The sequence below is a fragment of the Mycobacterium sp. NGS63 genome (assembly GCF_059812295.1).
Genome location: NZ_JCALCJ010000003.1, coordinates 80,390 through 101,163 on the forward strand (window position 1 = coordinate 80,390; position 20,774 = coordinate 101,163).

20 protein-coding genes, 1 tRNA gene and 1 other RNA gene are annotated in these 20,774 nt (G+C 69.9%); 13 read left to right on the forward strand and 9 right to left on the reverse strand.

Annotated elements, in window-relative coordinates; translation table 11 throughout:
• Positions 1–41: 41 nt before the first annotated feature.
• Positions 42–130 (reverse strand) — tRNA-Ser (locus AC5Y4Z_RS07235).
• Between the two features lie 53 nt (positions 131–183).
• Here AC5Y4Z_RS07235 and ffs point away from each other — a divergent pair.
• From ffs to AC5Y4Z_RS07250, 3 genes are all read left to right on the forward strand, one after another.
• An RNA gene (gene ffs / locus AC5Y4Z_RS07240) (signal recognition particle sRNA small type) lies at positions 184–278 on the forward strand.
• Between the two features lie 51 nt (positions 279–329).
• Entirely contained in the window at positions 330–1,625 is a 1,296-nt protein-coding gene (locus tag AC5Y4Z_RS07245; RefSeq protein ID WP_499962098.1) for an aspartate aminotransferase type Ic, read from the forward strand.
• A 100-nt stretch (positions 1,626–1,725) separates the two neighbouring features.
• Complete coding sequence (locus AC5Y4Z_RS07250) at positions 1,726–3,513, forward strand: DNA polymerase III subunits gamma/tau (RefSeq protein ID WP_499962100.1); 1,788 nt, start codon at positions 1,726–1,728, stop codon at positions 3,511–3,513.
• Here AC5Y4Z_RS07250 and AC5Y4Z_RS07255 read toward each other — a convergent pair.
• Positions 3,510–4,829, reverse strand: coding sequence for a class I SAM-dependent methyltransferase (locus tag AC5Y4Z_RS07255; RefSeq protein ID WP_499962103.1), 1,320 nt, complete (start codon positions 4,827–4,829; stop codon positions 3,510–3,512). The genes AC5Y4Z_RS07250 and AC5Y4Z_RS07255 overlap by 4 nt on opposite strands.
• The gene (locus AC5Y4Z_RS07260) at positions 4,826–6,160 is read right to left on the reverse strand and encodes an FAD-binding oxidoreductase (RefSeq protein WP_499962105.1); all 1,335 of its coding nucleotides are present in this window, start codon (positions 6,158–6,160) and stop codon (positions 4,826–4,828) included. Before AC5Y4Z_RS07260 ends, AC5Y4Z_RS07255 begins: the two co-directional genes overlap by 4 nt.
• A gap of 128 nt (positions 6,161–6,288) precedes the next feature.
• Here AC5Y4Z_RS07260 and AC5Y4Z_RS07265 point away from each other — a divergent pair, with 128 nt between their 5' ends.
• Positions 6,289–6,726 (forward strand): SRPBCC family protein, encoded by a 438-nt coding sequence (locus AC5Y4Z_RS07265; RefSeq protein ID WP_499962107.1) that lies wholly within the window; start codon positions 6,289–6,291, stop codon positions 6,724–6,726.
• Here the strand turns inward: AC5Y4Z_RS07265 and AC5Y4Z_RS07270 are convergent.
• Positions 6,723–7,496 carry an Rv3717 family N-acetylmuramoyl-L-alanine amidase gene (locus AC5Y4Z_RS07270; protein ID WP_499962109.1) on the reverse strand — a complete coding sequence of 258 codons (774 nt, stop codon included), beginning with the start codon at positions 7,494–7,496 and terminating at the stop codon, positions 6,723–6,725. The genes AC5Y4Z_RS07265 and AC5Y4Z_RS07270 overlap by 4 nt on opposite strands.
• Positions 7,497–7,594: 98 nt before the next feature.
• On the opposite strand from AC5Y4Z_RS07270, the gene AC5Y4Z_RS07275 reads away from it, so the two are divergent.
• Together AC5Y4Z_RS07275 and recR are read left to right on the forward strand one after the other, a co-directional pair.
• Positions 7,595–7,948, forward strand: a complete 354-nt coding sequence (locus AC5Y4Z_RS07275) for a YbaB/EbfC family nucleoid-associated protein (RefSeq protein ID WP_499962111.1) — start codon at positions 7,595–7,597, stop codon at positions 7,946–7,948.
• A 13-nt stretch (positions 7,949–7,961) separates the two neighbouring features.
• Positions 7,962–8,573 carry a recombination mediator RecR gene (gene recR / locus AC5Y4Z_RS07280; protein ID WP_499962113.1) on the forward strand — a complete coding sequence of 204 codons (612 nt, stop codon included), beginning with the start codon at positions 7,962–7,964 and terminating at the stop codon, positions 8,571–8,573.
• 10 nt (positions 8,574–8,583) lie between these two features.
• Here the strand turns inward: recR and AC5Y4Z_RS07285 are convergent, their stop codons facing one another.
• The 3 genes from AC5Y4Z_RS07285 to AC5Y4Z_RS07295 form a co-directional block, all read right to left on the reverse strand.
• Positions 8,584–9,210: a C39 family peptidase gene (locus AC5Y4Z_RS07285; protein ID WP_499962115.1), complete on the reverse strand. Its 627-nt coding sequence runs from the start codon at positions 9,208–9,210 to the stop codon at positions 8,584–8,586.
• Positions 9,211–9,366: 156 nt separating this feature from the next.
• Complete coding sequence (locus AC5Y4Z_RS07290) at positions 9,367–10,062, reverse strand: type 1 glutamine amidotransferase (RefSeq protein ID WP_499963260.1); 696 nt, start codon at positions 10,060–10,062, stop codon at positions 9,367–9,369.
• 4 nt (positions 10,063–10,066) lie between these two features.
• Positions 10,067–11,296: a MurT ligase domain-containing protein gene (locus tag AC5Y4Z_RS07295; protein ID WP_499962117.1), complete on the reverse strand. Its 1,230-nt coding sequence runs from the start codon at positions 11,294–11,296 to the stop codon at positions 10,067–10,069.
• Between the two features lie 88 nt (positions 11,297–11,384).
• Here AC5Y4Z_RS07295 and AC5Y4Z_RS07300 point away from each other — a divergent pair, with 88 nt between their 5' ends.
• A complete protein-coding gene (locus tag AC5Y4Z_RS07300) occupies positions 11,385–12,377 on the forward strand; it encodes a DEDDh family exonuclease (RefSeq protein WP_499962119.1) in 993 nt (330 codons plus the stop codon).
• A 4-nt stretch (positions 12,378–12,381) separates the two neighbouring features.
• Here the strand turns inward: AC5Y4Z_RS07300 and leuA are convergent, their stop codons facing one another.
• The gene (gene leuA, locus AC5Y4Z_RS07305) at positions 12,382–14,184 is read right to left on the reverse strand and encodes a 2-isopropylmalate synthase (protein WP_499962121.1); all 1,803 of its coding nucleotides are present in this window, start codon (positions 14,182–14,184) and stop codon (positions 12,382–12,384) included.
• A 321-nt stretch (positions 14,185–14,505) separates the two neighbouring features.
• Here leuA and AC5Y4Z_RS07310 point away from each other — a divergent pair, with 321 nt between their 5' ends.
• The 3 genes from AC5Y4Z_RS07310 to AC5Y4Z_RS07320 are packed head-to-tail and all read left to right on the forward strand — an operon-like array spanning position 14,506 to position 17,951.
• Positions 14,506–15,771: an aspartate kinase gene (locus AC5Y4Z_RS07310; RefSeq protein ID WP_499962123.1), complete on the forward strand. Its 1,266-nt coding sequence runs from the start codon at positions 14,506–14,508 to the stop codon at positions 15,769–15,771.
• Complete coding sequence (locus AC5Y4Z_RS07315) at positions 15,772–16,815, forward strand: aspartate-semialdehyde dehydrogenase (RefSeq protein ID WP_499962126.1); 1,044 nt, start codon at positions 15,772–15,774, stop codon at positions 16,813–16,815. It begins immediately after the preceding gene.
• Positions 16,812–17,951, forward strand: a complete 1,140-nt coding sequence (locus tag AC5Y4Z_RS07320) for a DUF4185 domain-containing protein (RefSeq protein WP_499962128.1) — start codon at positions 16,812–16,814, stop codon at positions 17,949–17,951. The genes AC5Y4Z_RS07315 and AC5Y4Z_RS07320 overlap by 4 nt, the downstream gene beginning before the upstream one ends.
• On the opposite strand, the gene AC5Y4Z_RS07325 is transcribed toward AC5Y4Z_RS07320, so the two are convergent.
• The gene (locus tag AC5Y4Z_RS07325; RefSeq protein ID WP_499962131.1) at positions 17,948–18,613 is read right to left on the reverse strand and encodes a class I SAM-dependent methyltransferase; all 666 of its coding nucleotides are present in this window, start codon (positions 18,611–18,613) and stop codon (positions 17,948–17,950) included. The two genes, AC5Y4Z_RS07320 and AC5Y4Z_RS07325, sit on opposite strands and share 4 nt — an antisense overlap.
• A 382-nt stretch (positions 18,614–18,995) precedes the next feature.
• On the opposite strand from AC5Y4Z_RS07325, the gene AC5Y4Z_RS07330 reads away from it, so the two are divergent.
• From AC5Y4Z_RS07330 to AC5Y4Z_RS07340, 3 genes are all read left to right on the forward strand, one after another.
• Positions 18,996–19,373, forward strand: coding sequence for a hypothetical protein (locus AC5Y4Z_RS07330; protein WP_499962133.1), 378 nt, complete (start codon positions 18,996–18,998; stop codon positions 19,371–19,373).
• A 152-nt stretch (positions 19,374–19,525) separates the two neighbouring features.
• On the forward strand, positions 19,526–19,999 hold the full coding sequence (locus AC5Y4Z_RS07335) for a hypothetical protein (RefSeq protein ID WP_499962137.1): 474 nt from the start codon (positions 19,526–19,528) through the stop codon (positions 19,997–19,999).
• 65 nt (positions 20,000–20,064) lie between these two features.
• Entirely contained in the window at positions 20,065–20,712 is a 648-nt protein-coding gene (locus AC5Y4Z_RS07340; RefSeq protein WP_499963261.1) for a sensor domain-containing protein, read from the forward strand.
• The last annotated feature ends 62 nt before the right edge of the window (positions 20,713–20,774 follow it).

A 20,774-nucleotide genomic window follows, 5' to 3' on the forward strand; every position in this document is an offset into this window, starting at 1 on the left:
TGGTGGGCCACTCGACGCGTTCGGCGAACAAGCCCCCTGCTTGGCGGAGGATGCGGGATTTGAACCCGCGAGGGCTATTAACCCAACCCGCGTTCCAGGCGAGCGCCATAGGCCACTAGGCGAATCCTCCGTGGCCATGGTAACCGAGTGTCCAGCGGGCGCCGCCGGTTGCCGTACACTCGCGATGGACCCCGCGCGGCGTCTATCCTGTGAACTCCCCCAGGGCCGGAAGGCAGCAAGGGTCAATGGGCTCTGTCGGGTGCGCGGGGTCCCCTATCGGGAGCAGGCCCCGAAACAACCCCCGACGTTCGACAGCGAGAGGGCCCATGGTGTCGTTCGATTCCCTCAGCCCTGACGAGCTGGCCGCGCGGCACTCGCGCAACCAGCAGGACTACGCGGAGCTGCAGGCCAAAAAGCTGGCTTTGGATTTGACCCGCGGCAAGCCGTCGGCGGAGCAGCTCGACCTGTCCAACCCGCTGCTGAGCCTGCCCGGGGACGTCTACCGCGACGCTGAGGGCACCGACACCCGCAACTACGGCGGCCTGCACGGCCTGCCGGAACTGCGGGCCATCTTCGGGGAGCTGCTGGGCATCCCCGTGCAAAACCTGATCGCCGGCAACAACTCCAGCCTGGAGCTGATGCACGATCTCGTCGTCTTCTCGCTGTTGTACGGCGGGGTGGATTCGCCACGGCCCTGGAAAGACGAACCGGCCGTCAAATTCCTGTGCCCGGTCCCCGGCTACGACCGCCACTTCGCCATCACCGAGACGATGGGCATCGAGATGATCCCGGTGCCGATGCTGCACGACGGCCCCGATGTCGACCTGATCGAGGAGCTGGTCGCGACCGACCCCGCCATCAAGGGCCTGTGGGCGGTACCGGTGTTCGGCAACCCCACCGGCATCACCTACTCCTGGGAGACCGCCCGCCGGCTCACGCAGATGCGCACGGCCGCGCCCGACTTCCGGCTGTTCTGGGACAACGCCTACGCGGTGCACACCCTGACGCACGACTTCATCCGCCAGGTCGACGTGCTCGGGCTGGCGGCCAAGGCCGGCAACCCCAACCGGCCCTACGTCTTCGCGTCCACCTCCAAGATCACCTTCGCCGGCGCGGGCGTCAGCTTCTTCGGCGGATCGCTGGGCAACATCGCCTGGTATCTGCAATACGCGGGCAAGAAGTCGATCGGGCCGGACAAGGTCAACCAGCTGCGGCACCTGCGCTTCTTCGGCGACGCCGACGGGGTGCGCCTGCACATGCAGCGCCACCAGCAGATCCTGGCGCCGAAGTTCGCGCTGACGGCCGAGATCCTGGACGAGCGGCTGAGCGATTCCAAGATCGCGTCGTGGACCGAGCCCAAGGGCGGCTACTTCATCAGCCTCGACGTCCTGCCGGGCACGGCGCGGCGGACCGTCGCCCTGGCCAAGGACGCCGGCATCGCGGTGACCGAGGCGGGCGCCACGTTCCCGTACCGAAAAGACCCGGACGACAAGAACATCCGGATCGCGCCCACCTTCCCGTCGCTGCCGGACCTGCGTGACGCGGTCGACGGGCTGGCGACGTGCGCGCTGCTGGCCGCGTCCGAGGCGTTGCTGGCGTCGCCGGCGGCCGATATTCGGGTTTGATTCTGCGCTGGTGGCGCGAAAGTGCGAGTGGCCTGCGCCCTGAGCGCAGAGTGAACGCCAGCCGAGCGGTCGTCACCGGCGCTGAGTAGCCTGGCTGACCGTGGCCCTCTACCGCAAATACCGGCCGGCAACCTTCGCCGAGGTGGTGGGGCAGGAGCACGTCACCGAGCCGCTGTCGATCGCCCTGGAAGCCGGCCGGATCAACCACGCCTACCTGTTTTCCGGGCCGCGCGGTTGCGGAAAGACGTCGTCGGCGCGGATTTTGGCCCGGTCGCTGAACTGCGCGCAGGGGCCGACGGCCAGTCCGTGCGGGGTCTGCGAATCCTGCGTCGCGCTGGCGCCCAACGCGCCCGGCAGCATCGACGTGGTGGAGCTCGACGCGGCCAGCCACGGCGGCGTGGACGACACGCGCGAGCTGCGCGACCGCGCCTTCTACGCTCCGGCGCAGTCGCGCTACCGGGTGTTCATCGTCGACGAGGCGCACATGGTGACCACCGCCGGGTTCAACGCGCTGCTCAAGATCGTCGAGGAGCCACCCGAGCACCTCATCTTCATCTTCGCCACCACCGAACCGGAAAAGGTGCTGCCGACGATCCGGTCGCGCACGCACCACTACCCGTTCCGGCTGCTGCCGCCGCGCACCATGCGGGCGCTGATCGGGCGCATCTGCGAGCAGGAGGGCGTCGTCGTCGACGACGCGGTGTACCCGCTGGTGATCCGGGCCGGCGGCGGCTCACCGCGCGACACGCTGTCGGTGCTGGATCAGCTGCTGGCGGGCTCCGAGGGCGGGCACGTGACCTACCAGCGGGCGCTGGGCCTGTTGGGCGCCACCGACGTCGCGCTGATCGACGACGCCGTCGACGCGCTGGCCGCCTCGGATGCCGCCGCGTTGTTCGGCGCGGTCGAATCGGTGATCGACGCCGGCCACGACCCGCGGCGCTTCGCCACCGACCTGCTGGAGCGGTTCCGCGATCTCATTGTGCTGCAAGCGGTTCCGGATGCCGTGAGCCGCGGCGTGGTGGACGCGCCCGAGGACGTGCTGGACCGGATGCGCGAGCAGGCCGCGCGCATCGGCCCGGCGACCCTGACCCGATATGCCGAGGTCGTGCAGGCCGGGCTGGGTGAGATGCGCGGCGCGACGGCGCCGCGGCTGCTGCTCGAGGTGGTGTGCGCGCGACTGCTGTTGCCGTCGGCCAGCGACGCCGAGTCGGCGCTGCTGCAGCGCGTCGAGCGCATCGAGGCCCGGCTCAGCGTGTCCATCCCCGCCTCCGACAGGGCTCCGGAAAAGGCACCCGCAGTGGCCCCGGAGAAGGCCCCGGCTCGGCCCCGCCGGGAGGCCGCGGCGCCCGTCGTCAAGCCCGACCCGAAACCCGAGCCGGCCCCCGAACCCGCGCCCGAGCCCGAATCACCCTCTGCCCCGGGCGAACTCAGCGCGGCGTCGGTTCGGACCATGTGGCCGACGGTGCGCGACAAGGTGCGCCAGCGCAGCCGCACCACCGAGGTGATGCTGGCGGGCGCCACCGTCCGCGCGGTCGAGGGCGACACGCTGGTGCTGACCCACGCGTCGGCGCCGCTGGCCAAGCGGCTGTGCGAACAGCGCAACGCCGACGTCATCGCCGAGGCGCTCAAGGACGCCTTGGGGGTGAACTGGCGGGTGCGGTGCGAGGTCGGCGCGGGTGAGCCCCCCGTGAGCGCTCCGTCGCCCGTCAGGCAGGAAGCTCCCCCCGACGAGCCCGCCGCCGCGGACTCGGCTCAGCGGGACGAAGAGGAACACATGCTCGCCGAGGCCGGACGCGGCGAGTCGTCGGCGCCCCGGCGCGACCCCGAAGAAGTCGCACTCGAGCTGCTGCAGAACGAACTGGGCGCGCGTCGAATCGACAACGTCTAGGGCTGCCACCACGGTCGCAGCGGCAGCGCGTCGTCGCCGGTGGCGTCGACGTTCGCCGCCAGCACGTGATGCAGCTGCAGGTTGTTCTTCTCGAAGGCCACCCGCGAGGCCGCCATATACAGGCCCCACACCTTGGCCGTGGCCAATCCGACCTCGGCGACCGCCTGGTCCCAGTGCTCGACCAGGTTGCGGCACCAGTCGCGCAGCGTCATCGCGTAGTGATGGCGGAAGTTCTCCTCGTGCAGCACCTCGAAACCGGTGTCCTGGATGTCGCTGACGATGCGCCCCGAGCCGGTCAGCTCCCCGTCCGGGAACACGTAGCGGTCGGTGAAGCCGCCGGCGAAGGGCGTCGACTTGTTGTCGTGGCGGGTGATGCAGTGGTTGAGCAGCAGGCCGCCGGTGCGCAGCTTGGACTTCAGGAAGCCGAAGTACGCCGGGTAGTTCTTGACGCCGATGTGCTCGGTCAAGCCGATGGAGGACACGGCGTCGAAGTCGGCCTCGCCGACGTCACGGTAGTCGGAGTGGCGCACCTCGGCGAGGCCGGTCAGCCCTTCGTCCTCGATCGCGCGTTGGGCCCACGCCGCCTGCTCGGCCGACAGGGTGGCGCCGATCGCGCGGACGCCGTGCCGCGCCGCGTAGCGCACCATGCCGCCCCAGCCGCAGCCGACGTCGAGCAGCCGGTCGCCCGGTTGCAGCCGCAGCTTGTCGAAGATCAGCCGGTACTTGTTCTCCTGGGCCTGCTCCAACGTCGCGTCCGCGTCGGGATAGACCGCGCAGGTGTAGGTCATCGACGGCCCGAGCACCCACTCGTAGAAGGTGTTGGACACGTCGTAGTGGTGGTGGATGGCCTCGGCGTCGCGGGTCTTGCTGTGCACGACGCCGGCGGCCACCCGCCGCCACCGCGGCGGCGCCTCCTCCGGGGGCGGGGCGACGGGCAGCAGGTGCTCGACGCCGATGGAACGGACGACGTTGGCCAGCACCCGCGCCGACGGCCGCCTGAATTCGACCCGGTCGGTCAGCGTCTTGAGCAGCGGATACGGGTCGCCGGGGTGGACGCCGTAGGTGCACAGGTCACCCGACACGTACGCGCGGGCCAGGCCGAGCTCGCCCGGCGCGGTCGCCAGGTAGGTGGCGCCGCGGGGACTGCGCAGGTCCAGGCCCAGCGCGGCGTCCTCGCTGCCCGCGCAACTGCCGTCGTACGCGGTGAACTTCAGCGGCTGGTGCCCGGTCGCGGTGAACAGCTCCAGGATCTCCGCCATGCTCAGCTTGCCCCCGGAGCGGGAGGTCGCGTGATTGGGCTCTTTGGTAGTCGTCATCGCCGTTGCACCGCCTTCGCATAGAGGTCGAGGAGTCGAGAATCCGGATCGTAGGTTTTCTTGACCGTCTTGCAAGCCTCCCCGCCGTAGAGCTCGTCAAACTCCTCGCGGGAGTAGAAGGAATCCGAGTACAGCGACTTGTGCCCGTCGAGTTCGCTCACCTTTGCCTCGATCGCCCGATTCGTGACGCCTTCGGTGGTACCCGCGGGCACCGATGACCAAAACCCGATGTTGACGTAGGTGTGGTCCGGCCGCATCGGATACAGCGGCCAGCCGTCGTGATCGCGCAGCCGCAACGGGCACAGCCAGATCGGCGTGATGGGGACGTTGTCCAGGAACCACTCCAGGAACGCGGAGGTCCGCTCGATCGGCACCTCGATGTCCTGCACCACCCGTTCGCGGGGCGGGTGGCCGTTACGCTCCTCGATCCGGTCGGCGATGCCGAACCGCTGGTCCAGCGCGACGAGTTTCCAGTAGACGCTGCTGCGCCGGTACCGGCGCGGCCACCAGCGGCGCAGTCGCGGGTTCTGCGCGCCGAACGCGCGCGAGCACCAAAACCAGTCGGTGTCCCAGCGCCACAGGTAGTCGTGAATCGTCAGCCGGTCGTCCTTGGTGGCTTCCGCGCCGGCCGAGTCGTGCCGAATTGATTGGTAGTAAATGTTTTTGCCGGTGTAGTCGCTGACCGGGCCCGGGGTGGTGGTGCGCCGGCCCACGCACAGGTAGCTTTCGTCGGCGCTGAACACCACGCCGTCCAGGTAGTCCACCGGGGTGCCACCCTGCCCGCCGGTGTCGATGATGCGCTCGGCCGCGGCGACCAGCTCGGGCAGCGAGCGGAACCGGATGTGGCGCAGCGCCACGAACGGCGCGACGGGCTCCAGCTCGATCCGCAGCCGCGTCGAATACCCCAATGTCCCATAGGAATTGGGGAACGCGCGGAACAGTTCGGGGTGCTCGGTGCGCGACGCGGTGAGCAATTCGCCTGCACCGGTGAGGATGTCCATCTCCAGCACCGACTCGTGCGGCAGGCCGTTGCGAAACGACGCCGACTCGATGCCCAGGCCGCTGACAGCGCCGCCGAGGGTGATGGTTTTCAGTTGCGGGACCACCAGCGGCGACAGGCCGTACGGAAGGGTCGCGGCGACCAGGTCCTCGTAGGTGCACATGCCCGCCACGTCGGCGGTGCGCGCCTCGGGATCGACCGATAAAACGCCGGTCAAACCGGACGTATCCAGGCCGCGCGCTTCGTGTTTGGTGCGGGCGCGGAACAGATTTGACGTCGGCTTGGCCAGCCGGACGGCGGACGTTGCGGGGATGGATCGATAGCTCGCCATCAACCGGTCAACGCCCGCTGCGTGAGCGGAGAGTGCAGATCCAGGGACAGGCACCACATATACCCTAGTCTTCGGAAACAGCCCGTGCACCCGCGCGCGGGCGGCATCACTACGAGGAGACGCGCCCGATGGGCCAGGTGAGCGCAGCCAGCACGATCTTGATCAACGCCGAGCCCGAGGCCACCCTCGCCGCGGTTGCGGACTATCAGAAGGTGCGCCCGAAGATCCTGTCCCCGCAGTACAGCGAGTACCAGGTGGTGCAGGGCGGGCAGGGGGCCGGCACCGTCGCCAAATGGAAGCTGCAGGCCACCAAGTCACGGGTGCGCGACGTGCAGGTCGACGTCGACGTGGCCGGCCACACCGTCATCGAAAAGGATGCCAACTCGTCGATGGTCACCAACTGGACGGTGGCACCCGCCGGCCCGGGCTCCAGCGTCACCGTGAAGACCACCTGGACCGGTGCGGGCGGAGTCAAGGGCTTCTTCGAAAAGACCTTTGCGCCCTTGGGGCTGAAGAGGATTCAGTCCGAGGTGTTGACGAATCTGAAGAACGAACTGGAGAGCTAGCGCGCCTGGCCCTGGGTGGCCAGGAAGCCCGCGACGCCGCGGACGAGCGCGTCGGCGTACTTCTGCCGGCCCTCGGGCGACTCCATCAGCGCCGAATCCGCGGGGTTCTTCATGTTGCCGCATTCGACGAGGACCGACGGGTACTGCGCCAGGTTCAGCCCGGCCAGATCCGAACGCCCGTACAAGCCGTCCTGGCCGATGTAGTTGGCCGGCGGAATGCCCGACGTCTGCATCTGGTCGCGCATGATCCGGGCGTACTGCACCGACGGCCCGGCCTGCGCCGGGTTGAGCGGCGGTGCGGAGTAGTTGACGTGGAATCCCCGCCCCGAGGCCGGTCCGCCGTCGGCGTGGATGCTCAGGATCGCGTTGGGGTGCATCGCGTTGGCGGCGTTGGCGCGCGCGTCGACGCACGGCCCCAGCCCGGTGTCGTTGCCGCGCGACAGAGCGGTCCGCACGCCCAGGGCGTTGAGCTCGGCGCGCACCCGCAGGGCGGTGTCCCAGGTGAACGTGTGCTCCGGGTAACCGCTGTTGGTGGAGGTCCCGCTGGCCTGGCAGTCTTTCGTGCCGCCGCGCCCGGTGGGCACCTGACGGTTGATGGAGGCGTCGTTGGCGCCGTTGTGGCCGGGGTCGATGAAGACGACCATGCCGGCGATGTTGGACGGCACCCCCCACGCTGCCGGGGTCGCCGTCGGCGTGATGGCGGTGGCGGCGGCGACCAGCGCAGCGACCGCCAATTTGATTCCGACACGCGTGCTCACTCGTAGGTCCACGGCGCAAAGGTAACGTCGCGCGGTCTACGCTGGGGGTTTCGAATCGCCCGGCACACGCAGGCGAAACCAACTCGAGACCGAGATGCAAGGGGATTGTCATGCAACCCGGAGGCGACATGTCGGCGCTGCTCGCCCAGGCGCAGCAGATGCAGCAAAAGCTACTGGAAGCCCAGCACCAGCTCGCCAACGCCGAGGTGCGGGGCCAGGCCGGCGGCGGCTTGGTCGAGGTCGTCGTCAAGGGCAGCGGCGAGGTGGTCGCGGTGAAGATCGACCCCAAGGTCGTCGACCCCGGGGACATCGAGACCCTGCAGGACCTGATCGTCGGCGCCATGGGCGACGCTTCGTCGCAGGTCACCAAGATGGCGCAGGAGCGGCTGGGCGCCCTGGCCGGCGGCATGGGCGGCCCACCGGCTCCGCCGCCGGCGCCCCCCACCCAGATGCCGGGGCTGTAGACCTCGGGACGACATGTTCGAAGGACCGGTCCAGGACCTCATCGACGAGCTCGGCAAGCTGCCGGGTATCGGACCCAAGAGCGCCCAGCGCATCGCGTTTCACCTGCTGTCGGTGGAACCGCCCGAGATCGACCGGCTGACCGCGGTGCTGGGCAAAGTCCGCGACGGCGTGCGGTTCTGCGCGGTGTGCGGCAACGTCTCCGACGACGAGCGGTGCCGCATCTGCGCCGACCCGCGCCGGGACGGGTCGTTGGTGTGTGTGGTCGAGGAGCCGAAGGACATCCAGGCCGTCGAGCGCACCCGCGAATTCCGCGGCCGCTACCACGTGCTGGGCGGTGCGCTCGATCCGCTGTCCGGCGTCGGTCCCGAACAGCTGCGCATCCGCGAGCTGCTGAGCCGCATCGGCGAGCGCGTCGACGACGTCGACATCACCGAGGTCATCATCGCCACCGACCCCAACACCGAGGGCGAGGCGACCGCCACCTACCTGGTTCGGATGCTGCGCGACATCCCCGGTTTGACCGTGACCCGGATCGCGTCCGGGCTCCCGATGGGCGGCGACCTGGAATTCGCCGACGAGCTGACGCTGGGCCGCGCACTGACCGGCCGCCGGGCGATGGTCTGACGGGGCCCGGTCACCGCGTCACCACAGCGAAGTCGTCGCTGGTCTTCCATGCCGCTTCGAACGTGGTGATAGGCACCTGTTCGTCGCGGCCGGCCCTGATGCCGCTGTCGTTGAGGTGCACCACGCCGGCCTTGGTGTCGATGCCGATGACGACGACGAAGTGGTTCTCCTGGGACCGGTCGCCGGGCTCGTCCCAGATGGTCTTGTCGTTGAGCCCGACGATCACCTTGCGCCCGCGGTCCAGGTCCTGCGCGAGGGCGTCGATGTTGGTGTGGACCGCCGTGGCCGGGACATCGTAGTGCGCCAGCAGCACGGGCAGGTCGGAGTTTTTGGTGTTGCCCGAGGGCCGGTAGATCGGCCCGGGGTGGCTCACGCTCGGGATGTTCGCGGCCACACCGGTGATCTCGTCCTCGGTGGGTTCGTGGCCGGTGACCTGCCCGACGACGTCGGCGACCGCCATCTCCCCGCAGTCCTTGTCCTGCTGTTGATAGCGCCAGTAGGGCGCCGCGCCGGCCGGGTCGCCGTGCATTCCGACGGCCGCGTAGGCCGTCGCCGCGAATCCGACCGCCGCGCCGACGGCCGCGCTCAGTGCCGCCGCGAGTCCCACCGCGGCGACGATCGTTCTGGGGTTGCTCATGGGCCAAAGGCTGCGCCCGCGCCCTCTGCGGATTCTTGAAGAAAACTTGGAGCGCTCGTGGGTGCGGGACCGCTTGGTCTCATTTCGACATATAAGCCACGCACAAGACACGCCGAGTCGGGGCGCGGTGGGTTATGTCTCGGCGTCCAAACGCGCTCAGCGGGCCGCGAGGCGCTCGCGGCGCAGCTGGTCCACCTCGGGCAGCTCCAACGGCGGCAGGTCGCCCGTCACCTTGCCCAGCAGCAGGTCGGCCAGCTCCGGGTTGCGGGCCAGGCATGGCCCGTGCATGTAGGTCGCGACGACGCTGCCCTGCACCACCCCGTCGAAGCCATCGCCGGCCCGGTTGCCGGCGCCCTTGACCACCGCGCCCAGCGGCGACGCCGCGACCCCCAAAACGGTGCCGCCCCGGTGGTTTTCGAAGCCGGTGAGCCGCTGGGTCAGCCCGGCCAGAAGCGGCTTGCTGACCAGCTCGCCGATGGTGCGCGCATCCTGCGGGGACGTCGTCGCGTCCAGCATGCCGACGCCGTCGACACGTTCCCCCGACGACGTCTCGTACCAACGCCCCAGCACCTGGACGGCCGCGCAGATCGCCAGCACGGGCGCGCCGCGGTCCGCGGCGCGCTGCAGCCCGGGGTAACGGATCAGGTGCCGGGTGGCCAGCCGCTGCGCGTAGTCTTCGGCCCCGCCCAGCGTGTACAGGTCCAGCGTCTCGGGCACCGGATCGGCCAGCGTGATCTCGACGATCTCGGCCGCGATGCCCCGCAACAGCAGCCGTTGGCGCAGCACCACGGCGTTGCCGCCGTCGCCGTAGGTGCCCATCACGTCGGGCAGCACCAGCCCGATCCGGATCACCGAGTCAGCCATGGCGCGCCAGCCTGCGCTGCAGCTGCAAGAACGCGGTGTAGTTGGCGACGACCTCGACCCGCCCGGGCGGGCACGACGCGATGGCGGCGACGGTGTCGTGCACCAGGGTGTGCTCGACGCCCGCGTACCCGAGCCGCACCGCGAGGTCGGTGGCGCGCTCCCCGGCGGCCACGACCTGGGTGTCTTCGAAGTGTTCGAAGCGCACATCCCACAGCCAGGACAGGTCCTCGCCGTCGGGCACCTGCCCGTTGACCGCGATGACCACCCCGGCCGCGCGCTTGTCCACCATCGACAGCGCCTCCTGCCAGCCGGCGGGGTTCTTGGCCAACAGGATCCGCGCCTGGTGCTCGCCCACCTCGACGCTGCGGTATCGCCCGGCGACCTCGTCGACATTCGACACCGCCGCGACGGCCTTCGCGGGGTCCGCGCCGAGCGCGACGGCCGCGGCCACGGCCTGGGCGGCGTTGCCGCGGTTCACCGCGCCGGGCAGCGCCAGCCGCATCGGCAGGGCCAGGTCGTCGGGCCCGTACAGCGTGTCGTCGTCGAACCACCACTGCGGGCTGGGCCGCTTGAAGTCGGCGCCGGTGGAATACCAATGCCCCTTGTCGCGGACGATGACCTCGCCGCTGCGCGGGCAGCTGACCGAGTCGTTGGCCCAGGCGCCGCCCGCGGCCACCCACACCACGTGGGGGCTGTCGTAGGCGGCGGAGGTCATCAGCACGTCGTCACAGTTGGCGACGACGACCGCGTTCGGGTGCCCGGCCAGGCCGGCGCGCAGCGTGCGCTCGATGACGTTGATCTCGCCGACCCGGTCCAGCTGGTCACGGCTCAGGTTGAGCAGGACCAGCACGCTCGGATCGACGGCATCGGAGACGTGGGGCACGTGCATCTCGTCGACCTCCAGCGCGGCCAGCCCGGCCCGGCGGTCGGCGGCCAGCGCGGCCACCAGGCCGGCGTCCATGTTGGCGCCCTCGGCGTTGGTCGCCACCGGGCCGAGCGTGCTCAGCGCGGCCGCGGTCATGCGGGTCGTCGTCGACTTGCCGTTGGTGCCGGTGACGATGACGGCGCGCCGGCCCGCCCCGAGCTGCCGGAGGATCGAACGGTCCAGGGTCATCGCGACCAGGCCGCCGATCATCGCTCCGGCACCGCGCCCGGTGACTCGCGAGGCCCATCGCGCGCTAGCGCCGGCGGCGAGTGCGAGGCGTGCCCGGGTGGTGACCACCCGCGCAGTTTAAAAGGCATCAGCTTTACGTGCCGACACGACGCCGTAGCGCCCCGGCGATGTCGGTCCGACGTGCCATCCTCAGCGTATGAACGCGGTGTCCTGGGGTCGTCCGGCCACCGAGCCGGGCGCGGGTTGGGCCGTCATCGACGTCGAGACCTCGGGTTTTCGCCCGGGTCAGGCCCGCATCATCAGCATTGCCGCGCTCGGCCTCGACCCCAGGGGCCGGGTCGAGCAGTCCGTGGTCAGCCTGCTCAACCCGGGCGTCGACCCCGGCCCCACCCACGTGCACGGCCTGACCGCCGCCATGCTCGAGGACCAGCCGCAGTTCGCCGACATCGTCGGTGACCTGGTGGAGGTGCTGCGCGGGCGCACGCTGGTGGCGCACAACGTCGCCTTCGACTACGCCTTCCTGGCCGCCGAAGCCGAACTCGCCGAGGCGGAGCTGCCCATCGACGACGTGATGTGCACCGTCGAGCTGGCGCGCCGCCTCGACCTCGGGGTCGACAACCTGCGGCTCGAGACGCTCGCCGCGCACTGGGGCGTGACCCAGGAGCGGCCGCACGACGCGTTCGACGACGCCCTGGTGCTCACCGGCGTGCTGGAGTCGGCGCTGCAGCGGGCGCGCGAGCGCGACATCTGGCTGCCGGTGCATCCGGTGACGCGGCGCCAATGGCCGAACGGGCGGGTCACCCACGACGAGCTGCGCCCGTTGAAGGTGCTGGCGTCCCGGATGCCGTGCCCCTACCTCAACCCGGGGCCCTACGTCCGCGGCCGCCCGCTGATCCAGGGCATGCGGGTGGCGCTGGCCGCCGAGGTGCGGCGCACCCACGAGGAACTCGTCGAGCGGATCCTGCACGCCGGGCTGGCCTACAGCGACGTCGTGGACGGCGAGACCTCGCTGGTGGTCTGCAACGACGCCGCCCCCGAGCAGGGCAAGGGCTATCACGCCCTGCGGCTGGGGGTGCCGGTGCTGTCCGACGCGCAGTTCATGGACAGCGTCGGCACGGTCGCCGGCGGCACCAGCATGGAGGAATTCACCGACGCGACGGCGGCCGACCAGCAGCTCGCCTTGTTCTAGCGCCCTAGTTTCGGGAAGCCCGGTTGACCGCCGACACCACGGCCCGCAGAGACGCGGCGGTGATCGACGGCGCGATCCCGACGCCCCACACGGTCCGGCCGGACACCGAGGCCTCCACGTAGGCCGCCGCCTGCGCGTCGTCGCCGGCGCTCATCGCGTGCTCGGAGTAGTCCAGGACGGCGACCTCGAAGCCGACGTGGCCCAGCGCGTCGACGAAAGCGGCGAGCGGGCCGTTGCCGGAGCCGCTGATCTCGGTCTCCACCCCGTCGACCTTGACGGTCGCGGCGATGGTGGTGACGCCGTCGTCGTCCGAGGCGTCGACGCGCTGCTTGATCCGCTCCAGCGGGCGCACCGGGGCCAGGTACTCCTCGGAGAACGCGTCCCACATCTCCTTCGGCGAGATCTCGCCGCCCTCACCGTCGGCGATCTTCTGGATCACCTGGGAGAACTCGATCTGCAGCCGTCGCGGCAGCGCCAACCCGTGGTCGGCCTTCATGATGTAGGCCACCCCGCCCTTGCCGGACTGCGAGTTGACCCGGATCACCGCCTCGTAGGTGCGCCCGACGTCCTTGGGGTCGATCGGCAGGTACGGGACCTGCCAGAGCATGTCTTCAACATCGGAGCCGTCGCGGTCAGCGTCGATCTTCATTTGGTCCAGGCCCTTGTTGATGGCGTCCTGGTGGCTGCCGGAGAACGCGGTGTAGACCAGGTCCCCGCCGTAGGGGTGCCGCTCGGGCACCGGCAGCTGGTTGCAGTACTCGACGGTGCGCCGGATCTCGTCGATGTTGGAGAAGTCGATCTGGGGGTCCACCCCGCGGCTGAACAGGTTGAGCCCCAGCGTCACCAGGCACACGTTGCCGGTGCGCTCTCCGTTGCCGAACAGGCAGCCCTCGATCCGGTCGGCGCCGGCCTGGTAGCCCAATTCGGCTGCGGCAACGGCGGTTCCGCGGTCGTTGTGCGGGTGCAGGCTCAGGATGACGGATTGCCGGTTGGCCAGGTTGCGGCTCATCCACTCGATCGAGTCGGCGTAGACGTTGGGCGTGGCCATCTCCACGGTGGCCGGCAGGTTGAAGATGATCGGGTTGTCCGGCGTGGGGCCGATGATGTCGCCGACGGCGTCGCACACGTCTTTCGCGTACTCCAGCTCGGTGCCGGTGTAGGACTCCGGGGAGTACTCGAATCGCCAGTGCGTGCCGGGGCGCTTGGCGGCCTCCTCGACGCACTTGCGCGCGCCGTCGGTCGCGATGGCCTGCACCGCGGCCCGGTCGGCGCGGAACACCACGCGGCGCTGCAGGATCGACGTCGAGTTGTAGAAGTGCACGATGGCGCGCGGCGCGCCGTCGCACGCCTCGAATGTGCGCTCGATCAGCTCCGGGCGGCACTGGGTCAGCACCTGGATGGTGACGTCGTCGGGGATGGCGCCCTCGGCGATGATCTCGCGGACGAAGTCGAAGTCGGTCTGGCTGGCCGACGGGAATCCGACCTCGATCTCCTTGTAGCCCATGCGGACCAGCAGGTCGAACATGCGCCGCTTGCGGGCCGGGCTCATCGGGTCGATCAGCGCCTGGTTGCCGTCGCGCAGGTCCACCGCGCACCACAGCGGGGCGCGGGTGATGACGCGGTCGGGCCAGGTGCGGTCGGGCACCCGGATGGGCTCGACTTCCTCGGCGAAGGGCCGATACCGGTTGACCGGCATCGACGAGCCGCGCTGGGGATTCCACGCGGGCTGGCCCGGCCCGGGCGGGCCGGCGGGTTTGACGATGGTGTGTGCTGACCGATAGGCGTCGGGTGAATCAGGGATAGTCACGGTAGTTGCTCCGGGGGTTTAGAAGGAACCTCAGACCGGCGCATCGACGACTCCCGCGACGGGAGGCCGGTCTGGATCAGGCCCCGTCGCGGCGTCCGAGGAGGAGCACCCGTTGCACGGTGTGCACTCTACCGCTATCGGTGCCGGGACCAAAACGCGCCGACCGTGGGGCTTGCGGACGCCACCGGCGCCGTTTTCCTACGTAGGGCCCACGGTCGAGGGCCTCGGCCGCGCGGAAAATCCGGATGCGCAGCCACGTATTCTGTTGTGGACTCAAACGCGCAAAGTGGCGCTGGCAATCCGAGACAGAGAAGAGCAACAGTGGCGCTCGTCGTGCAGAAGTACGGCGGATCATCCGTGGCGGACGCCGACCGTATCCGCCGCGTGGCCGAGCGCATCGTCGCGACCAAGAAGCAAGGCAACGATGTAGTCGTCGTCGTCTCCGCGATGGGCGACACCACCGACGACCTGCTCGACCTGGCCCAGCAGGTCTGCCCGGCCCCGCCGCCGCGGGAACTGGACATGCTGCTCACCGCCGGCGAACGCATCTCGAATGCCCTGGTGGCGATGGCGATCGAATCGCTGGGCGCGCAGGCCCGCTCGTTCACCGGCTCGCAGGCCGGCGTGCTCACCACCGGCACCCACGGCAACGCCAAGATCATCGAGGTCACGCCGGGACGCCTGCGCGAAGCGCTCGACGAGGGGCGCATCGTGCTGGTCGCCGGGTTCCAGGGGGTCAGCCAGGACACCCGCGACGTCACCACGCTGGGTCGCGGCGGCTCGGACACCACCGCGGTCGCGCTGGCCGCGGCGCTCGGCGCCGACGTCTGCGAGATCTACACCGACGTCGACGGCATCTTCAGCGCGGACCCGCGCATCGTGCACAACGCCCGCAGGCTGGACACGGTCACCTTCGAGGAGATGCTCGAGATGGCGGCCTGCGGCGCCAAAGTGCTGATGCTGCGCTGCGTCGAATACGCTCGCCGCTACGACATGCCGGTGCACGTCCGGTCGTCGTACTCGGACAAACCAGGCACCGTCGTCAAGGGATCGATCAAGGACACGCCCATGGAAGACCCCATCCTCACCGGAGTCGCGCACGACCGCAGCGAGGCCAAGGTGACCGTCGTCGGGATCCCCGACATCCCCGGCTACGCGGCGAAGGTCTTCCGGGCCATCGCCGACGCCGACGTGAACATCGACATGGTGCTGCAGAACGTGTCCAAGGTCGAGGACGGCAAGACCGACATCACCTTCACCTGCTCGCGCGACAGCGGGCCCACCGCGGTGGCCAAGTTGGACGCGCTGCAAACGGAGATCGGGTTCACCCAGCTGCTCTACGACGACCACATCGGCAAGGTGTCGCTGATCGGCGCGGGCATGCGCAGCCACCCCGGCGTCACCGCCACCTTCTGCGAGGCGCTGGCCCAGGTGGGCGTCAACATCGAGCTGATTTCCACCTCCGAGATCCGCATCTCGGTGCTGTGCCGCGACACCGAACTGGACAAGGCGGTCGTGGCGTTGCACGAGGCGTTCGGGCTCGGCGGGGAGGAGTCGGCCACGGTGTACGCGGGGACGGGCAGATAGATGGTCGCCATCGGTGTAGTGGGCGCCACCGGCCAGGTGGGCCAGGTGATGCGCACGCTGCTCGACGAGCGGGACTTTCCCGCGACGTCGGTGCGGTTTTTCGCGTCCGCCCGCTCGCAGGGCCGCAAGCTGGGATTCCGCGGCCAGGAGATCGAGGTCGAGGACGCCGCGACGGCCGATCCGGCCGGGCTGGACATCGCGGTGTTCTCGGCCGGCAAGACGATGTCGCTGGTGCAGGCGCCGCGGTTCGCCGCCGCCGGGGTGACCGTGATCGACAACTCCTCGGCCTGGCGCAAGGACCCCGACGTGCCGCTGGTGGTGTCCGAGGTCAACTTCGCCGCCGCCCGCAACCGGCCGAAGGGCATCATCGCCAACCCGAACTGCACGACCATGGCCGCCATGCCGGTGCTCAAGGTGCTGCACGACGAGGCGCAACTGGTGCGCCTGGTGGTCTCGAGCTACCAGGCGGTGTCCGGCAGCGGCCTCGCCGGGGTCGAGGAGCTGGCCGGCCAGGCCCGCGCCGTCATCGACGGGGCCGAGCGGCTGGTGTACGACGGCGGCGCGTGCGAGTTCCCGGAGCCCAAGACCTACCTGGCGCCGATCGCGTTCAACGTGGTGCCGGTGGCCGGGTCCCTGGTGGACGACGGCTCCGGGGAGACCGACGAGGACCAGAAGCTGCGCCACGAGAGCCGCAAGATCCTCGACATCCCCGACCTGCTGGTCAGCGGCACCTGCGTGCGGGTCCCGGTGTTCACCGGGCACTCGCTGTCGATCAACGCCGAGTTCGCGCGGCCGCTCTCGCCGCAGCGCGCCACCGAACTGCTTGACGGCGCCCCGGGCGTCAAGGTGGTCGACGTGCCGACGCCACTGGCCGCCGCGGGCGTCGACGAGTCGCTGGTCGGCCGCATCCGCCAGGACCCCGGCGTGCCCGACGGGCGCGGCCTGGCGCTGTTCGTCGCCGGGGACAACCTGCGCAAGGGTGCGGCGCTCAATACCATCCAGATCGCCGAGCTGCTGGCCGCTGAAATACGCTCTTCGTTGTGAATCCGCGGGTGAGCTCCGCCACGCGGTGCTCGCTGCTCGCACTGACTTTGCTTGCGCCGCAATTGCTTTGGGTGGCGCACGCGGATCCCCCGGCGCCGGTCCCCGAGCCCGTCCTGCAGCCGCTGGCGCCCGGTCAGGTGCTGCGGATCGGCCCGACGGCCGGAACCGGCACCCCCACCCGCGACTACGGCATCGGCGCGACCGACCTGTGTGAGTTCGTCGAGTTCCCCACCGAGCTGCTGCAGGTGTGCGGCGACAGCTTCGCCGGCCAGGGCGTCGGGTTCGGCGGCTGGTACTCGCCGGTGGCGCTGCACGTCGACACCGCGTCGGTCGACGATCCCGCCGGGGTGCGCTACACGGGCGTCACCGGGATCACCAAGCCGCTGCTGGCCGACCCCACCCCGGCGGGGGACTCGCAGCTGCCCGCCGGGGTGGTGCAGATCAACCGGCGCAGCTACCTGATGGTGACCACCACCCACAACCTGGCGCCGGTGAACTCCCGGCTCGTCGCCCCCGAGGCCGCGCGCGGCGGCTGGCAGACCGTGCCGGGGTCCCGGCGGGACGCGTCCTACCAGGGTGGCTCGCAGACACAGATCAGCGGGTACTACGACCCGATCCCCACCCCCGACTCGCCGACCGGCTGGGTGTATGTGGTGGCCAACAGCTTCACGCGGCGCGATCCGGTGCTGCTGTACCGCGCGACGCCGCAAACCTTCACCGACCGGTCGCGGTGGCAGGGCTGGGCGGCGGGCCCCGACGGCGGGTGGAACAAGACGCCGACGCCGCTGTGGCCCGATCAGGTGGGCGAGATGTGCATCCGGCAGATCGACGGCAAGGCGGTGCTGTCATATTTCAACGCCAGCACGGGAAACATGGAGGTCCGGGTGGCCGACGACCCCACGTCGCTGGGCACCGCGCCGGTGACGACGGTGGTCCAGCACGACGAGTGGCCGGACCCGGCGGAAAGCCTCCCGCCCCCGTACGACAATCGCCTGGCCCAGCCCTACGGCGGGTACATCTCGCCCGGGTCCACCCTCGATGAGCTACGGATATTCGTCAGCCAGTGGGATACCAGGACCAGGGCGAGCGCGCCGTATCGGGTGATCCAGTTCGCCGTCAACCCGTTCAAGCTCTAGTCCGGCTTGCGACCCCAGACGGCGACGACCAAGCCGCCCCGGTAGAGGAACGACGGGTCGTCGAAGGCCTGCCGGGCACCGGCCGCGTCGGAGGCTGCGATGACGTCGTTGGCGACCATGGCGTCATCGATCGGCAGGAAAGACCGCATCATCAACTGCGACATCGGGCTGCGTCCGGGTCCGACCAGGGCGACGGCTTCGTTGTCCATATCGGTCAACCCCAACTCGGCCATGTGGGCCGGCAGGGTGCGGCCGTAGCGCAGGTCCATGACGCCTGCCGCCAACAGGAATTTGATGCGTGCCTGGGCGCAAAGGTCGAATGCCGTGGCGTCGGGGTGCGCGGGATTGGTCGCTTCAACGGTGCCGTTGTCGGTGTCTTCGATCATCAGCCAGCCGCGCGGGCGCAGCGCGGCGGTCAGGCGGCGCAGCACCGCGACCGGATCGCGCAGATGTGTCAGGACCGAGCGAGCGTGGACGAGGTCATACGAGGCCGGCTCGAGTGGGTCCTGGGTGACGTCGCACTGGCGGACCTCGACGTTCGGTGCGCCGATCTCGCCGAGGAACCGCACATCGAGGTCGGCGGCCACGACTTTGCCGGTGGAACCCACCCGTGCGAGAGCCAGCGCGTCACGGATCCGGCGCCGGCGCCCACCTCGAGGCACCGCCAACCGTCGGCGACGCCGATCGCGGCGAGCTGGCGAAACGTCGAGGGGTCGTTGAACCGCTCGATCAGTCGCAGGCGCGTCAGCTCGTCGTCGGCTTCGTGGTCGCTCCAGAAATACTCGCCGCTCTGGGTTTCTTGCTGGCTCAAAGCAAACCTCCTTGGTGGGTTGGCTACGTTAACGCGCAAATCCGCGCGCCGAGCCGTTTCCACCAGCAAACCCGCCCCGCCCCGCGCCGGCGGTGGCGGCTTCGGACTCGGCCGAGGCGTCGTGCACCAGCCCGCCCGCCGGGTTTCACCACGTGAGGACCGCTTTTGTCTCATAGCTGCTACATAAGTGGCGCATAGCCGCAACTATTGGTAACGCCTGCATCATGTGTCTCATGAGTGAAACATCTGACACCCCAACCGTGCGGACCTCTACCGCACCCGCAACAGCGCCGGCGGTAGAGCCGGTTGCCTACAAGACCCCGCGGGTCTTCATCGCCGCGGCGTGGGTCGCCATCGTCGCCGGCATCGTGTTCATCGTCTCGGTCATCTTCTTCACGGGGATGGCGCTGGGGCATCACGGCGGCCATCACCACCATCACCACAAGCAGCACATGATGATGCATCCGCACCGCTTCGGTCCCGGTGGCCCCGGCGGCCCCGGCGCGGGTGGCCCCCCGGGCGCCAACCAGGGCGGACCCGCTTCCGTCGCGCCCGGCGCCCCCGGGCCCAGCCAGATTCCGTCGTCGGTCGCCCCGACCCGCACCCCGTAACACACGGCCGGGTCGATAACCCAGCACCCAGCGGCCCGGCGCTCGCGTGAGCGTCGGGCCGCGTTTTCGTTCGACAACCGATAGGCCAATTCACAGCAACATTTGGTGCGCGAGCCTGTTACGCGTCCGCGGGCCGGGGCACTATGCAAGGCATGACCCAAACACCCGAACCGTCAGCGCAGCCGACCCCCGTCCCAGCAGCGGCCGCGGCCCTGGCCCCGCCGTACGAGCGAGCCAAGCCCCCCAAGCTCTACGTGGCCGCCGCATGGGTGGTGATCGTCGCCGGCATCGTCTTCATCCTGTCCACCGTCTTCTTCGCCGGCGCCATGGTGATGGGCTTCGGTCCGCACTGCCACCACAAACACCACCACGGCATGATGTACGGCCCGGGCGGTCCCGGCGGCCCGGGCGGCGGGCCGTGGCAGTTCGGCCCGGGCGGTCCGGGGATGGGCCCGTTCGGTCCGCCGCCGCCGCCGGGCTTCGGTCCCGAAGGTCCGGGCGGCCCGTTCGGTCCGCCCCCGGGCTTTGGTCCCGGCGGTCCGGGCGGCCCGGGGGGCCCCGCCCAGGCACCGACACCGAGTCCGCCGGCGCCGGCGCCCAACACCCCGGGTAATCCGCGCCCGTAACAGCGCCCCATCGGGTTGGGGCGAGCCAGGCGGCGGCCGCCCTGGCATGATCGAAACCCATGACCATGCGGATCGTCGCCGCGGTGGTGACCGTGGGGGTCGCGGTCGGGGGAGCGTCGAGCGTCCCGGTCGCGGCCGCCCACCCGTCGGAGCCGGGGGTGGTCAACTACGCGGTCCTCGGTAAGGGATCGGTGGGCAACATCGTCGGCGGCCCGATGGGCTGGGAATCGGTGTTCACCCAGCCCGTGCAGGGCTTTTCGGTCGACCTGCCGGTGTGCAACAACTGGGCGGACATCGGGCTGCCCGAGGTGTTCGACGATCCGGACCTGGCGTCGTTCAACGGGGCGATCACCCAGACGTCGCCCAGCGACCAGACCCACTACGTCAAGCAGGCGGTCGGGGTGTTCGCCAACAACGACGCCGCGGGCCGGGCCTTCCATCGTGTCGTGGACCGGACCGTCGGCTGCTCGGGGCAGACCACCGCGATGCATCTGGACAACGGGACCACCCAGGTGTGGTCGTTCGACGGCGGCCCGGCGACGGGCACCGACGCGAATTGGACCAAGCAGGAAGCCGGCACCGACCGGCGGTGCTTCGATCAAACCAGGCTGCGTGAAAACGTGTTGTTGCAGGCCAAGGTCTGCCAGTCTGGCAACGCGGGCCCCGCGGTCAACGTCTTGGCCGGAGCGATGCAGAACGCGCTGGGCCAGTAGCGTGGAGCCGGCTACTCGGGTGGGCCGTGCACGCGAATTCCGGCAGGACGGGAATATGTCGG

Bases quoted from the DNA above. Each gene is read 5' to 3' on its own strand.
- AC5Y4Z_RS07315 (WP_499962126.1), top strand. From the start codon at position 15,772: ATGGTCGCCATCGGTGTAGTGGGCGCCACCGGCCAGGTGGGCCAGGTG.
- AC5Y4Z_RS07340 (WP_499963261.1), top strand. From the start codon at position 20,065: ATGCGGATCGTCGCCGCGGTGGTGACCGTGGGGGTCGCGGTCGGGGGA.
- AC5Y4Z_RS07255 (WP_499962103.1), bottom strand. From the start codon at position 4,829: ATGACGACTACCAAAGAGCCCAATCACGCGACCTCCCGCTCCGGGGGC.
- AC5Y4Z_RS07335 (WP_499962137.1), top strand. From the start codon at position 19,526: ATGACCCAAACACCCGAACCGTCAGCGCAGCCGACCCCCGTCCCAGCA.
- AC5Y4Z_RS07330 (WP_499962133.1), top strand. From the start codon at position 18,996: ATGAGTGAAACATCTGACACCCCAACCGTGCGGACCTCTACCGCACCC.
- AC5Y4Z_RS07300 (WP_499962119.1), top strand. From the start codon at position 11,385: ATGAACGCGGTGTCCTGGGGTCGTCCGGCCACCGAGCCGGGCGCGGGT.
- AC5Y4Z_RS07285 (WP_499962115.1), bottom strand. From the start codon at position 9,210: ATGAGCAACCCCAGAACGATCGTCGCCGCGGTGGGACTCGCGGCGGCA.
- AC5Y4Z_RS07265 (WP_499962107.1), top strand. From the start codon at position 6,289: ATGGGCCAGGTGAGCGCAGCCAGCACGATCTTGATCAACGCCGAGCCC.
- AC5Y4Z_RS07260 (WP_499962105.1), bottom strand. From the start codon at position 6,160: ATGGCGAGCTATCGATCCATCCCCGCAACGTCCGCCGTCCGGCTGGCC.
- AC5Y4Z_RS07275 (WP_499962111.1), top strand. From the start codon at position 7,595: ATGCAACCCGGAGGCGACATGTCGGCGCTGCTCGCCCAGGCGCAGCAG.
- recR (WP_499962113.1), top strand. From the start codon at position 7,962: ATGTTCGAAGGACCGGTCCAGGACCTCATCGACGAGCTCGGCAAGCTG.